Annotated in this window: 12 protein-coding genes; 2 read left to right on the forward strand and 10 right to left on the reverse strand. The window is 66.1% G+C overall.

Annotated elements, in window-relative coordinates:
* Nucleotides 1–24: 24 nt before the first annotated feature.
* The 9 genes from L0U83_RS22450 to L0U83_RS22490 form a co-directional block, all read right to left on the reverse strand.
* Nucleotides 25–873 carry an ureidoglycolate lyase gene (locus tag L0U83_RS22450; protein ID WP_233886292.1) on the reverse strand — a complete coding sequence of 283 codons (849 nt, stop codon included), beginning with the start codon at nt 871–873 and terminating at the stop codon, nt 25–27.
* A 69-nt stretch (nt 874–942) separates the two neighbouring features.
* Nucleotides 943–1,686 carry an SDR family oxidoreductase gene (locus L0U83_RS22455; protein WP_233886293.1) on the reverse strand — a complete coding sequence of 248 codons (744 nt, stop codon included), beginning with the start codon at nt 1,684–1,686 and terminating at the stop codon, nt 943–945.
* Nucleotides 1,687–1,839: 153 nt separating this feature from the next.
* Nucleotides 1,840–2,739, reverse strand: a complete 900-nt coding sequence (locus L0U83_RS22460; protein WP_233886294.1) for an amidohydrolase family protein — start codon at nt 2,737–2,739, stop codon at nt 1,840–1,842.
* Nucleotides 2,740–2,742: 3 nt separating this feature from the next.
* Complete coding sequence (locus L0U83_RS22465) at nt 2,743–3,780, reverse strand: aldo/keto reductase (protein ID WP_233886295.1); 1,038 nt, start codon at nt 3,778–3,780, stop codon at nt 2,743–2,745.
* Between the two features lie 69 nt (nt 3,781–3,849).
* Nucleotides 3,850–5,154 carry a UxaA family hydrolase gene (locus L0U83_RS22470; RefSeq protein WP_233886296.1) on the reverse strand — a complete coding sequence of 435 codons (1,305 nt, stop codon included), beginning with the start codon at nt 5,152–5,154 and terminating at the stop codon, nt 3,850–3,852.
* 39 nt (nt 5,155–5,193) lie between these two features.
* Nucleotides 5,194–5,526: a UxaA family hydrolase gene (locus L0U83_RS22475; protein ID WP_233886297.1), complete on the reverse strand. Its 333-nt coding sequence runs from the start codon at nt 5,524–5,526 to the stop codon at nt 5,194–5,196.
* A gap of 15 nt (nt 5,527–5,541) precedes the next feature.
* On the reverse strand, nt 5,542–6,573 hold the full coding sequence (locus L0U83_RS22480) for an ABC transporter permease (protein ID WP_233886298.1): 1,032 nt from the start codon (nt 6,571–6,573) through the stop codon (nt 5,542–5,544).
* The gene (locus tag L0U83_RS22485; protein ID WP_233886299.1) at nt 6,563–8,161 is read right to left on the reverse strand and encodes a sugar ABC transporter ATP-binding protein; all 1,599 of its coding nucleotides are present in this window, start codon (nt 8,159–8,161) and stop codon (nt 6,563–6,565) included. Before L0U83_RS22485 ends, L0U83_RS22480 begins: the two co-directional genes overlap by 11 nt.
* Nucleotides 8,158–9,240: a sugar ABC transporter substrate-binding protein gene (locus L0U83_RS22490; RefSeq protein WP_233886300.1), complete on the reverse strand. Its 1,083-nt coding sequence runs from the start codon at nt 9,238–9,240 to the stop codon at nt 8,158–8,160. Before L0U83_RS22490 ends, L0U83_RS22485 begins: the two co-directional genes overlap by 4 nt.
* Before the next feature lie 251 nt (nt 9,241–9,491).
* Here L0U83_RS22490 and L0U83_RS22495 point away from each other — a divergent pair, with 251 nt between their 5' ends.
* On the forward strand, nt 9,492–10,325 hold the full coding sequence (locus L0U83_RS22495) for an IclR family transcriptional regulator (RefSeq protein WP_233886301.1): 834 nt from the start codon (nt 9,492–9,494) through the stop codon (nt 10,323–10,325).
* Between the two features lie 148 nt (nt 10,326–10,473).
* Here the strand turns inward: L0U83_RS22495 and L0U83_RS22500 are convergent, their stop codons facing one another.
* Nucleotides 10,474–12,465: an O-linked N-acetylglucosamine transferase, SPINDLY family protein gene (locus L0U83_RS22500; protein ID WP_233886302.1), complete on the reverse strand. Its 1,992-nt coding sequence runs from the start codon at nt 12,463–12,465 to the stop codon at nt 10,474–10,476.
* Between the two features lie 235 nt (nt 12,466–12,700).
* Here L0U83_RS22500 and L0U83_RS22505 point away from each other — a divergent pair, with 235 nt between their 5' ends.
* Entirely contained in the window at nt 12,701–13,246 is a 546-nt protein-coding gene (locus L0U83_RS22505) for a hypothetical protein (RefSeq protein ID WP_233886303.1), read from the forward strand.
* Nucleotides 13,247–13,253 lie beyond the last annotated feature (7 nt).

A 13,253-nucleotide genomic window follows, 5' to 3' on the forward strand; every position in this document is an offset into this window, starting at 1 on the left:
GTGCTTCAGGCGCGCTTGCTCCGCTTACTCGGCGGCGCGCGTCTTCTGCTGTTGCTCGCCCAGGCCCTCGATGCCCAGACGCACGGTCTGCCCCGCCTTCAGGAAGACGGGGTTCGGCTTCACGCCCATGCCCACGCCCGGCGGCGTGCCGGTGGAGATCACATCGCCCGGCTGAAGGCTCATGCACTCCGAGAGATACGAAACGAGCTTCGCGACCGAGAAGATCATCGTGCGCGTGCTGCCGTTCTGGTAGCGATGGCCGTCCACCTCGAGCCACATGGAGAGGTTCTGCGGATCGGCCACTTCGTCGCGCGTGACGAGCCACGGGCCGGTCGGGCCGAACGTATCGAAGCCCTTGCCCTTGTCCCACTGGCCGCCGCGCTCGATCTGCCATTCGCGCTCGGACACGTCGTTGATCACGCAGTAGCCCGCCACGTAGTTGAGCGCATCCGCCTCGCTCACGTTTTTCGCATGCTTGCCGATCACCACGCCCAGCTCCACTTCCCAGTCGGTCTTCTTCGAGCCACGCGGGATCTCGATGTCGTCGTTCGGGCCGACAATGGCGCTCGTCCACTTGTTGAAGACGACCGGCTCGCTCGGCACCGGCATGCCCGACTCGGCCGCGTGGTCGGCATAGTTCAGGCCAATGCAGACCATCTTGCCGATATGGCCCACGCAGGGCCCGATACGCGGATTGCCTTCGACGAGCGGCAGCGTTTCCGGGTCGATCGAGCGCAGTTGCGCGAGGCCGGCGTCGGAGAGCACGTCGCCCGCAATGTCGGCCACATTGCCCGAGAGCGCGCGAATGCGGCCTTCGGCGTCGAGCAGGCCCGGTTTTTCGTGGCCCTTCGGGCCATAGCGAAGCAGTTTCATCGTCTGTATTCCTCGTGTGTCTGTGCGTTGCAGTCGGTCAGAATCGCCAGAGGCGAATTTCGGGGCTAACTAGTTAGACCATCCGCCATCGATCACATGCGCCTGGCCGGTCGTAAACCCTGATTCGTCGGAGGCGAGGTAGAGCGCGAGCGCCGCGATTTCCTCGGGTTTGCCCACGCGCCCCATCGGCTGGCGCGCGACGAACGCGGCGCGCGCCACGTCCACGCTCGTGCCCTGCGCCGCCGCTTGCGCGGCGATGCGCTCCTCGAGCGACGGCGACGACACCGTGCCCGGGCAGATCGCGTTGCAGCGGATGCCGCGCGTCACGAAGTCCGCGGCCACAGCCTTCGTCAACCCTATCACGGCCGCCTTCGAGGCGCCGTACACAAAGCGGTTGGGCACGCCCTTCACGCTCGACGCCGCCGACGACATGTTAATGATCGACCCCGCGCCCTTCGCCAGCATGGCTGGCAGGAAGGCGCGGATGGTCCGGTACATCGCCTTCGCGTTCAGATCGAACGCGAAGTCCCAATCTTCCTCGCTCGCTTCCAGTATCGAGCCGGCGTGCACGTAGCCCGCGCAGTTGAACAGCACGTCGATCGCGCCCAGTTCCTGCGCGAGCGCCGTGATGGCTGCGCCGTCTAGCACGTCGAGCTTGCGGGCCTCGACCGGCAGCGCCGAAAGCGCGTCGATGCGCAGGTCGGTGGCGATCACGCGTGCGCCTTCGCGCGCGAACAATTCGGCGGCCGCGTAGCCAATGCCCTGGCCCGCCGCGGTGATCAAGGCCGTCTTGCCGGCCAGTCTTTGTACCATCTGCCACTCCGGTTGGAAGCACGGCACGGCGATACCCGATACTGCAGGAGGCGTCCCATGCCGCGATCGATGAAATCGCGGGAAGAAGTCGGGATGACGCAAACGGCCATTATGGCGACGCAGGTGCGTCTCGTGGCGTTCTGCGGATGTTGTCTAACCGGCTGGATCGGCGCCAAGCCCCGCTTTAAGCCCGGTCTTAAGCCCGGTTCCAAGCCGATAGAAAGCCGCGGCGTTGCCGCCAAATACGGCGGCGCGCTCGTCCGCGGAAAGCGTTGTTGTGAGCTGTTGCGCGCTGGCGTGCCAGCGTTTGTAGTCGCCATTGAGGTTCAGCACAGGCCAGTCGCTGCCCCACATGAGGCGTTGCGGGCCGAACGACGCGAGCAGATGCGCGACCCATGGCGAAAGCGTGGCGTCGTCCCAGCCAGGCGCAGCTTCGGTCGCGAGCCCCGAGAGCTTGCAGTGCACTTGCGGGAACTGTGCGAAGCGCGTGATGGCCTGCGACCACGCTGCGAAGCCGCTTTCGCCGCCAGCCGCGATGGGCGGCTTCGAGCCGTGATCGACCACCACGCGCAGCGCCGGATGCCGCGCGAGAAACGTGACGAGCGCCTGGGCGTGGCGCGTGAAAACGAGCGCGTCGAAGGCGAGATCGTGCGCGATGAGCGCTTCCACGCCGCGCGCGGTATCGGCTGTCGCGATCCAGTCGTCGTCGGGCAAGTCCTGGAGCATAGGACGCACGCCGCGCAGCTTGGGCTCGCGCGCGAGTTCGGCGATCAGCGTGCCGACGTGCGGGTCGTCTAGCGGCACCCAGCCCACCACGCCTGCGATCGAGGGCTCGTTGCGCGCGAGATCGAGCAGCCAGCGCGTTTCCTCGACGGTAGGCGCGGCCTGGACAACCACGGTGCGCGCCACGCCGCACGAACCGCGCAGCGGCGCGAGATCGGCGGGGCCGAACGCGCGATACAGCGCCGTCATCGAAGGCGTGAGCCAGCCGTAGTCGCCGCGCGCGGGGTCCCAATAGTGCTGATGGGCGTCGATCGCCTCGATCGTAGCCATGGCTCAAGCCTGCGGAAGCGGCGCGCGCGGATCGAGAAGACCCTTGTCGCGCAGCGCGAGCCACAACTCGCGGGGCAGCCGCGTTTCGAACGAGGCGGCATTCTCGCGCACTTCTTGCGGGCTGCGCGCGCCATTGAGCACCGTCGCCACAGCAGGATGCGCATAGGGAAACTGCAGCGCCGCCGCCGCGAGCGGCGCGTCGTAGGTCCGGCAGATCGTTTCGAGCCGCGCCACGCGTTCGACCACCTCCTGCGGCGCATCGACGTAGTTGAACTTGAGTTCGCCAAGCAACCCGTGCGCGAGAATGCCCGAATTGAACGCGCCGCCCAGCAGAATGCTCACGCCCTTCTTCTCGCACTCCGGCAGCAGGTCGTCGAGCGGCGCCTGTTCGAGCAGCGTATAGCGGCCCGCCAGCAGCGCGCAGTCGATATCGAATTCCTGCATCGCCTCGAGTATCACTTCGCGTTCGTTCACACCGAAGCCGATCGCCTTGATCACGCCCGCCTTGCGCAATTCGTCGAGCGCCTTGAAGCCGCTGTCGCTCAGTTGCCGCCAGTAGTGCTCGTTGCGCTCACCGTGCGTGTAGCGGCCGATGTCGTGCACGAGCAGGATATCGATCTCAACGAGACCAAGCCGCTGCTGGCTGTCCTCGAACGAACGCAGAATGCCGTCGCGCGTGTAGTCGAAGATCGCCTCGAAGGGCAGCGGGTTTTGCCAGCCCTCGCTGCCGTCGTATGGGTGCGTGCGCGGCACGAAGTGGCGGCCCACTTTCGTGGAAATTACGTACTCGTTGCGCGGATAGCGCCGCAACGCCGCGCCTAGCCGGTGCTCGGCCTTGGTGTGGCCATAGTGCGGCGCGGTGTCAAAAAAGCGGATGCCGGCTTGCCACGCGGCATCGACGGTGGCCTGCGCTTCTTCCTCGGACAAGTCGCGATACAGGCCGCCGAGCGGCGCGGTGCCTAGACCCAATGCGCTCACTTCGAGCGCCGTGCGTCCGATACGGCGCGTATGCGCCACTTTGGGATGCTGTTCTTGCGCCATGGCTCGTCACCTCCGGGAGATGGTTGTGCCAACAACGGAACGGTTTAACTGCGCGTCTAAAAGCACTTTTCAGTTCACGGCTTCGACGATCGGCACGCGCGCACTAGCGGGCAGGCATGCGGGGCCGACTGGCTCGAAGGTCTTGTACGTCAGGATAAACTCCTGGTGCCCGAGCATTTCCGACTTCGAGCGCTCGCCGCCGGCTACCGCCAGCGTACGGTCGAACACTTCGCGCCCCACTTCGTCGAGCGTCGCGCGGCCTTCCAGAATGCGGCCCGCGTCCACGTCCATGTCGCCGGCGAGGTTGCGGTAGGTCTGCGGGTTCGCGCACACCTTGATGACGGGCGCAAGCGCCGAGCCCACCACCGACCCGCGCCCCGTCGTGAACAGAATCACGTGCGCGCCGCATGCAATCAGCTCCGCGATTTCCGCATTGTCGCTGATATTCGGAAAGCCGAAGCGCGGCTCGCCATCAGGCACGACGTCGAGCAGGTAGAGACCGCCCGTGGGCGGCACGTCGCCTGGCTTCACGATGCCGACGATCGGCGAGGCGCCGCTTTTCGCATACGCGCCGAGTGACTTCTCTTCCTGCGTGGTGAGCCCGCCGTCCGCGTTGCCGACGGCGAACGAACCGTGGCCGAGAATCGAGTAATAGCGCGCCGCCTTGGCCACGCATGCAACGATCTCCGCACCCAGTTCGGGCGTGGCCGCCCGGCTCTTCATGTGGAACTCGCAGCCCACCAGTTCGCCAGTTTCCTCGAAGATGCAGGCCGACCCCGCCGCGATCAGTTGATCGAAGGCGCGGCCCACGGCTGGGTTCGCGGTGATGCCGCTCGTGCCGTCCGAGCCGCCGCAAATCGTGCCGACCACGAGTTCGTCGAGGCGCATCGGCACCTTCTTCTGCGCGGCAAGTTGCGCGCGCGCGCCGCGCACCCAGTCAAGGCCGTACTGGATCGTGCTGCGCGTGCCGCCCTTTTCCTGAATCGTCAGGACTTCTACGGGTCGCCCGCTCGCGCGAACCTGCTCCACGAGATAGTGCTTGTTCATGCTTTCGCAGCCGAGCGAAACGAACAGCACCGCGCCCACGTTCGGATGCGTGGTGAGCTGCTTCATCATCTTCTCCGCGTAGCTGTTCGGAAAGCAACCAGGGAAGCCGATGAGATGCACAGGCGGCTCATGTTCCGCGTGCGGATCGTCGAAAGCGTTGAACGGCTCGCGGAACTGCGCGACGATTTCTTGCGCCACATGGTGCGCGCATTCCACGAGATAGGCCACCGCAACCACGTTGCGAATGCCCTTGCGGCCGTCGTTGCGCAGCCAGCCTTCGAGCATCGGCCCGGCGGTTTGTGAAGTAGTGATGTTGCTATCGCTCATGACTTGAATCCTGCTCCCTGCGCATACCGCATCATTGGGTCACGACTTGTGCGGCACGAACTCGTGCCCCGCGTCGTGCGTATAGGTCGGCAGATAATCGCTCTCCAGGTTGTGCGTGTGCAGATGCTCGCCACGCGCCACCGGTGCATTCACGTGGCCGATGCGCGCGCCGTAGCGCAGCACCTTCTCGTCTTTCGCGAGCGAGAGGCGCGCCACCTTGTGACCCAGTTCGATCGTCTTCGCGAGCGTCACGCGCTCGCCTTCTATCTCGACCGTCTCGCCCTGCGCGAGGCGCGCCGCCGCGATCAGACAGTTGTCCTCAGGGGCGAGCAGGATGAGGCGGGCGTCCGTATGGGGTGCGTTGCTGTTCACAGATAGTCTCCGCCTTTAGTTCTGTGCCTCGCCGCCCGCCAGCCGCGCCACCATCAGCGAGCCGAGGATGATCGCCCCGTAGATCGCCTGGATCCAGAACGACGGGACCTGGGCGAGCGTGAGCAGGTTCTGCACCACGCCGAGCAGCAGCACGCCCGAGAGCGCGCCCAGCATCGTGCCCTTGCCGCCATCGAGCGAAATGCCGCCGATCACCGCCGCCGCGAACACCGTGAAGATCATGCCATTGCCCTGATTCGCGTTGATCGCGCCCACGTAGCCGGTGACGATCAAGCCGCCAATCGCGGCAAGCACGCTGCCGAGCACGAACACGCCCCACGTGATGCGCTCCACGCGGATGCCGGCGGCGCGCGCCGCGTCGGGATTGCCGCCGATCGCATAGAGTGCGCGGCCCACGCGGTGGTAGCGCAGCATGAACGCGGCGATCGCGAACGCGGCGGCGGCGAGCCACACGGAAACCGGCAGGCCGAGCACGATGGTCGTGGCGAGCGCGAAGAACGACGAAGGCATGTCAAAGAGCGTGCCGCCTTTCGTTGCGCCCACAAGCATCCCGCGCAATACGATCAGCATGGCGAGCGTCACGATGAAGGCGTTCAGCCGCAGCCGCACGACGAGAAAGCCGTTGATGAAACCGATCAGCGCGCCCACCAGCACGATGGCGGCGAGCCCGGCGAACGCAGGCCATTGCGTTCCGAATCCCGCCGACGCCGCCGGCATGACGAGCATCGCGCCAACGGCGGGCGCAATGCCCACGGTCGATTCGAGCGAGAGATCGAACTTGCCCGTGAGCACGATGAGCGATTCGGCGAGCACCACGAGCGCGAGCGCCGCGGAAGCGCCGAGCACGCTGATGAGATTCGCGCGCGTGAGAAAGCTCGGGCTCACGAAGCCGCCGATGACGAGCAACAGCACCAGCGCGGGCAGCAGCGCGAAATCGCGCAGGCGCGCCAGCTCGATGCGGGGACGCGCACGGCCAACATTCGTAGCCTGCGCCGCGGCGAACGCGGGCGTCGAAACACTATTCTTCATGGAGATCGACTCCTTCAATCGATGCGATCAGTTCGTGGTCCTGCCATCCGGCCGCCTTCTCGGTGACCACCGCGCCGCGAAACATCACGAGCACGCGGTCGCAGGTGCGCAAGTCGTCGAGTTCACTCGACACCACGAGCACGGCCTTGCCTTCGTCGCGCACGCGGTCCACGACGGAGAGCAGCGCTTCCTTCGATTTCACGTCCACACCCGCCGTGGGGTCGATCAGCACGAGAACATCAGGATTGCTTGCCAATGCACGCGCCATCACCACCTTCTGCTGGTTGCCGCCTGAAAGACCCGAAACCACGTGGTCCGGACCTTGCGCGACGATGCCGAGCGACTCGATCATGCGCTTGCCAAATGCGTGCTTCTTCGCCGGCGGCGCGAAACCGAAGCGGCCCAGCAGCCCCGCAATCGTCATGGAAGCGTTCTCGGCCACCGACTGCGTGAGCACGAGCCCTTCGTGATGGCGGTCCTTCGGCACGCAACCGACGCCGCTCGCAAGCGCCGCGGGCACGTCGCCGGGCGTGAGCGGTGCGCCTTTCACGCGGATCTCGCCCGAGCGCTGCGCCGCGAGTCCCGCAATCGCCTCGCCTACGCTCGTGCGTCCGCTGCTCGTCGCGCCCGTGAGGCCCACCACTTCGCCGCGCTTTAGCGTGAACGACACGTCGTGATAGTCGCGGCCCGTGAGGCCGCGCACTTCCAGTGCGAGAGGCGCGTTGGCGGGCAGCGCTGCGCGCGCCGCCGCATCGGCGACATTCAGGCCGCCGCGTTCGCCCGTCATGGCTTCGATGAGCTTCTCGCGCGGCAATGCGGCCACGCTCGCACTCACGATATGACGCGCGTCGCGCAGCACCGTTACGGCCTGGCAGATCTCATACACCTCCTGCAAATGGTGCGAGATGAACAGGAACGTCACACCTTCGCGCTGCAACTCGTCGATCCGCCGGAAGAGGCGCTTGATTTCCTCACCGTCGAGCTGCGCGGTCGGTTCGTCGAGGATGATGAAACGCGCGCCGTACGAAAGCGCCCGCGCAATCTCCACGAGCTGACGCGCTTCAACCGTGAGGTCGCCCGCGCGCGCGTCCTCGCGCACGTCGATACGCCAGTGGTCGAGCAGCGCTCGCGCATCGCGGCGCATGGTCGGCCAGTCGATCACGCCGCGCCGCCTGGGCTGCCGATTAATGAAGAGATTCTCCGCAACCGTGAGATCGCGGATGATGGTCGAGTGCTGATACACGCAGGCCACACGCTCGCGCCAGGCGTCACGGTCGGCGAGCGCGGGCGCGCTCTCGCCGTTGAAACGCACAGTGCCTTCGTCGGGCTTGCGCAGACCAGTGAGGATCGAAACGAGTGTGGACTTGCCCGCGCCGTTGCGGCCCACCAGCGCGTGCGACTCGCCCGCCATCACGCGCAGGCTCACGTCGGCGAGCGCCGCCGTAGAGCCATAACGCTTCGTCACGCCGCTCGCCTCGACCACAGGCGCGAGAGCCCGCGCCGCCGCCTCGCGGCTGCCCACCGATACCGCGCCGCCCCAAGGCGGCGCGCTATCCGCTACGGCCCGATCGCTCGTTCGATCGTTCATTTGACGGTGTTGCCCCACAGGTTCTTGTCGTCGACGTTCTGCTTCGTCACGAGCGGCGCCGGCAACTGGTCTTCGAGAATGCCGGACTGCAACTGGATGATGGTGCTGTCGTGATCGGTCTTGCCCGGCTTGAACGTCTTGCCCTCCAGCGCAGCCTTGATGTAGTAGAGACCGTACTTCGCGTAGAGATCGGCGGGCTGCGAGACGGTCGCATCGATCTCGCCCTTGCGAATTGCTTCGAACTCCTGCGGAATGCCGTCATTGGAGACGATCACGATGTGCTTCGGATCACCCGCGGGAAAGAGCAACTGCTTGCGACGCAACGTTTGCAGCGTGGGCGAGAGATACACGCCGCCCGCCTGCATGTAGATGCCCTTCACGTCGGGGTTCGCGGTTAGCAGGCTGTCCAGCGCGCTCGCCGCCACGTCGCCCTTCCAGCCGGCCGGAATTTCGAGCAGCGACAGATTCGGATAGTTCTTCAGGCACGCGCGGAATGCTTCCGAGCGGTCGCGCCCGTTCACCGAGGCGAGATCGCCCATGATCTGCACGACCTTGCCCGACTTCACATGCTCGCCAATGTATTTGCAGGCCTGCTCGCCGTAGGCGCGATTGTCGGCGCGCACGACCATTGCGACGTTGCCCTGCGTGGGCGCGACGTCCACGGCCACGACTTTCACGTCCTTTTGCGCGGCATTGCCGAGCGCACGGCTAATCGCAGCCGAATCGATCGGCCCGACCACGATGCCCTTCGCGCCCAGATTGATCATGTTGTTCATGTCCGTGATCTGCTGGGCGGGATCGTTGTTCGAGTTCACGGGCGCGAGAATGTCGATGCCGTCCTGCTTCGCATAAGCGCCGAGGTAGTTGTTGTATGACTGCCAGAACGGCGAAGTGAGAAGCGGCAGACCCAGGCCGACCTTGCCGACTTCGGCTGCGTTGACTGCACTCGACGCGCCGAACGCTGCAGCGCAGGCCGCGGCGACGCAAAGCGATTTTTTGGCGGCGCGGGCGAAGGAGCCGCGCGCGGTGTGAATTGCGGTGGAGCGGCGGGCCTTCGAGAGCCCGGATGCGAACGCCATGTGTGTCTCCTTCTCGGTCGATCGCGGCACTTCTGTGCCCGGCACGATCGATCCTTCGTTTGTTGAATGACATGTGTTCGCCGCGCCCACGTGGAATGCTCGAAGCGCCGGCGACCCGTTGCAACTGCCTCTTCTCTACCTGACGACGCTGGTTTATATTCACCAGTGAACGTATTATTCATATACGCACATCACAAGGTCAAGCGATGTGCAGTGCAGCATGGGTCCGTGATTTCCCTGGGGACGATCAAATGGAAAAGAACGCGAAAAAAAGCCAGATGGACAACGTGCCCGAAGAAGCCGAAGAGAAAGACGACGCCGATCGCTATCGCGCGCCCGCGCTGGACAAGGGGCTCGACATCCTCGAACTGCTTGCGGAGCAGCGCGCCGGCCTCACGCGCGCCGAGATCACGAAGGCGCTAGGGCGCAACGCGAGCGAGATCTACCGCATGCTCGAGCGACTGGTGGCGCGCCAGTACGTCATCCGCTCGGAGGGCGGCGACCGCTATGCGCTGAGCCTGAAGCTCTTTGCGCTCGCGCACCGTCACCCGCCCATGGAGCGCCTGATTTCGGAAGCGCTGCCGCTCATGCAGCGCTTCGCCGACGAAGCCGAGCAGTCCTGCCATCTCAGCGTGTACGACCGCGGCAACCTGCTGGTGATCGCGCAGGTGGACGGGCCGGGCACGTGGGGCATTGCCGTGCGGCTGGGTTCGCGCGTGGGCCTCGTCGATACGAGTTCGGGCCGCACGCTCCTCGCCTGGCAAACGCCGGAGCAGCGCGCGCACATGCTTGCGGAGCATACGAAGGTGAAGGGCGAGGTGGCTATCGATCACGCGGCGCTGGAAGCCGCGTGCGCGCAGGTGCGCGAGGCGGGCTTCTCGCGCAAGGACAGCCAGCAGATTTTCGGCGTGACGGACGTCACGTTTCCGGTGCTCGGGCCTTCGGGTCAGGCGATCGCGGCGCTGACCTGCCCGTTCCTCAAGCGCATCGACGACTATGTCGCGCCCTCGCTCGACGAGGCCACGCAAATGCTGAGCGCGACCGTGCAGACCTTGTCGATGTTTCGCGAGGACGGCGCGGCGTAACGTTCAGTGCTGCTCAGTAAGAACGCTGCTTGATGACCCAGCGCCCTGCGCCGAACGTGATGATCCACAGATTCTCGTGCATGGAGATGATCGAGCCGTCGGCCCGGTTGCGCGACCAGGCGCGCCGTCATGCGAATGCGTACCTCGTCTACTGCACGACCACGGGCGTACGATCGCTCGATTCCTCCGTTGAGCCCTGCGCCTCCCGCTGAGCGATCGCCATGTAGAGACGCTCGAGGTCGCGCGTGAATCGCGCCGTGTCGAACAATGGCGACGTGCGACGCGCGGCTGCGAGCTTTTCGCGCACCCCGGCGCGCCATGCCGCGTCGGTGGCAAAGCCGAGCGCGATCTGGAAGTACGCGTCGAGATCGTGCGCGACGAGTTCGGAGAGCCCCGCCGCGTGCAGCAGACTCACCCCCACGCGGCCCGCGAACAACGTTCCCGGCGCCGTCACCATCGGTACGCCGGCCCAGAGCGCGTCGCTGCCCGTGGTGTGCGAACCCACCGGGAGCGTGTCGAGCGCGAGGTCCGCGAGTGGCAGGCGCGCGAGGTGCGCTTCCTGCGACACGCGCGGGGCGAAGATCACGCGTGCGGGATCGACGCCTTGCGTCTCGTAAAAGCTGCGCAGGTTCGCTTTCGCGCGCTCCGAGCCCGGATCGAGCAGCCAAAGCACGCCGCTGGGCGTGGCCTTGAGCAGTCGCGCCCACAGCGCCGACATCGGCGCGTTGAACTTGAAGGTCTGGTTGAAGCTGCAGAACACAAAGCCGGTTTCGGGCAAACCCGCTTGCGCGCGCGAGGGCGGCGGCGCGCTCTGGCGGCGGTGATCGACCGGCTGGTAGCAATGCGGCATCAGCGCCAGCGTCTCGCTGTAGTGCGAGGCGGCATCAGGCGGCGTGACGATGGAGTCGGAGATGAGGTAGTCCGCTAGCCGCGCGTGGCCGAGCGACCCGGGATAGCCCAGCCAGCTCACGATCACGGGCGCGGGCCGCAGCGCCGTGATGCCAAGCCGCGCGCCCGTTGTATAGCCTTTCAGGTCGACGAGCAGGTGAATGCCGTCGTGCGCGATCTGGGCGGCGGCCCGGGCGTCGGACACCGGGCCGATGTCGTGCCACGTGCCCGGCACGTGCGCTAAGCGCGCGCGAGCCGCGGCGTCGGGGTCGGGCCCGTACGAATACAGATGAACGTCGAAGCGCATGGCGTCGTGCAGTTCGAGCACGCCCGCCAACAGGCGCAGCGTGGCGTGATCGTAAAAGTCCGCCGAAAGATAGCCGATGCGTAGCCGCTCTCCCGCTCTGCAGCGTGCCAGCGCGGCAGCGAGCCCCGCGCCGCGCGCCACGAGCGGCGCCGCGGCCAGTTCTCCGCGCCAGCGGCTCTGCGCGAAGCGCGACCCCGCTTCGCGATGCAGCTGCGGCGTGAGCGCCGGGATGCCGAGCAGGCACCAGGGCGTGAGGTTGTCCGCCGTGCCCGCCGACACCATGGCGAGCGCTGCCGCGTCGATCTCGGTGAGCTGCTGCCAGTGCGCCTCGCGGCGGCGCACGAATTGCGCGGCTTCCCAGCGGCCGCCGCGGCAATACGCTTCATCGGCTTCGTCTATGCGGTTCAGACGCTCCAGCAAACCGCCATAGCACTGCCAGAGATGCGGCGAGTTCGGAGCGAGCGTGAGCGCTTGCGTGAGGTTTGCCTCGGCGGCTTCGAGTTCGCCGGCGTCCTGCTGAAGCATCGCGAGATTGCTGTAGGCGAGCGCGTAGCTCGCGTCGGTCGCAATGGCCTCGCGGTAGCAGGCCTGCGCCTGCGGCAACGAGTTGCGCTTCTTGAGCAGATTGCCGAGGTTGTTGAAAACGCGCGCCTCGCGCACGCCCGCGCCGATCGCGGCGCGATACGCTTCGATCGCCTCGCCGTCGCGGCCCTGCCATAGCAGCGCCCATGCGAGATCGCGCCAGCACGGCCCGCTCTCGCGCTGGGCGAGCGACGCGCGCAGCCAGTGTTCGGCCGCCTCGAACTGCGACTGCCGCGCGAGCGTCACGCCGAGTTGATGGAGCGCTTCGGCGTGATGCGGGTCCTGCGCGAGAATCTCGCGAAAGAGCGCTTCGGCGAAGCTGTATTTTTCGTCGTTCAGGTGCGCGATGCCGCGTTGAAGCAAGGCGTCCGGGCGCGAATCGGTTTGAGATGAGGGGCGCGATGAGTTCATCCGGCGATGATAGGGATCGCCTTCGCCCGATGAAATCGGACACGTCCTACATGTGCGGCACGCGCGCAGGCACGCTCGTTCCGCGCAAATGGAAGGCCGCCACGCAAAACGGTTAGAATGGCGGCCCTCTCAAAAAAACCTGTGCGCCTTGCCTTCCGGCAAATGGCTGCCGCGCATTCGAAAACCCATGGCGAAACTCCTGACCGATCAAGAATTCCAGCGCTTTTCCGAGCTTCAGCAGAAACAGGCGAGCTTCACGATCACGCCCGAAGAAGCCGACGAACTGCGCGACATCGTCGCGCGCGCGCAGAAAAAGCGCGACGACCGCGCCGACGCGATGAAGACCGTCGAAACCGCCATCGCACAATTCGAGATCGCTCCCGAGGAGCTTTTCACGGCCGAGCAGATCGCCGAAGCCGCGCGCAATTTCGGCCTGATTCCGGCCACGCGCAAGGAGCGCGTGCTGCCGCCTTCGCTCACTTTCAACGGCAAGACGCATCAGTGGACCACGCGCGCGCTGCCCGATGAAATCCGCACGCCGCTGTTCGAAGCGTTCCAGGGCGGCCAGTCGGTCAAGGCGTTCATCGCCACGCCCAAGGACGCCGCGCGCTGCGCCGCTACCATCGCGCGGCTGGAGAAGGAAACCGGCGCGCAGTACGGTGACGCCTGGCTCGAAGAGCTCGCGCTCACGCGCGGCCAGATCGACGACGCGCTCGCGAAGCTGGCCGCCTGACTTCGCC

The sequence above is a fragment of the Paraburkholderia flagellata genome (genome assembly GCF_021390645.1).
GTDB classification, from domain to species: Bacteria; Pseudomonadota; Gammaproteobacteria; order Burkholderiales; family Burkholderiaceae; genus Paraburkholderia; species Paraburkholderia flagellata.

What these genes read in the sequence shown, in the direction of transcription:
- L0U83_RS22450 (WP_233886292.1), bottom strand. Translation starts at nt 873, where the DNA reads ATGAAACTGCTTCGCTATGGCCCGAAGGGCCACGAAAAACCGGGCCTG.
- L0U83_RS22465 (WP_233886295.1), bottom strand. Translation starts at nt 3,780, where the DNA reads ATGGCGCAAGAACAGCATCCCAAAGTGGCGCATACGCGCCGTATCGGA.
- L0U83_RS22495 (WP_233886301.1), top strand. Translation starts at nt 9,492, where the DNA reads ATGGAAAAGAACGCGAAAAAAAGCCAGATGGACAACGTGCCCGAAGAA.
- L0U83_RS22455 (WP_233886293.1), bottom strand. Translation starts at nt 1,686, where the DNA reads ATGGTACAAAGACTGGCCGGCAAGACGGCCTTGATCACCGCGGCGGGC.
- L0U83_RS22470 (WP_233886296.1), bottom strand. Translation starts at nt 5,154, where the DNA reads ATGAGCGATAGCAACATCACTACTTCACAAACCGCCGGGCCGATGCTC.
- L0U83_RS22505 (WP_233886303.1), top strand. Translation starts at nt 12,701, where the DNA reads ATGGCGAAACTCCTGACCGATCAAGAATTCCAGCGCTTTTCCGAGCTT.
- L0U83_RS22460 (WP_233886294.1), bottom strand. Translation starts at nt 2,739, where the DNA reads ATGGCTACGATCGAGGCGATCGACGCCCATCAGCACTATTGGGACCCC.
- L0U83_RS22480 (WP_233886298.1), bottom strand. Translation starts at nt 6,573, where the DNA reads ATGAAGAATAGTGTTTCGACGCCCGCGTTCGCCGCGGCGCAGGCTACG.
- L0U83_RS22490 (WP_233886300.1), bottom strand. Translation starts at nt 9,240, where the DNA reads ATGGCGTTCGCATCCGGGCTCTCGAAGGCCCGCCGCTCCACCGCAATT.
- L0U83_RS22485 (WP_233886299.1), bottom strand. Translation starts at nt 8,161, where the DNA reads ATGAACGATCGAACGAGCGATCGGGCCGTAGCGGATAGCGCGCCGCCT.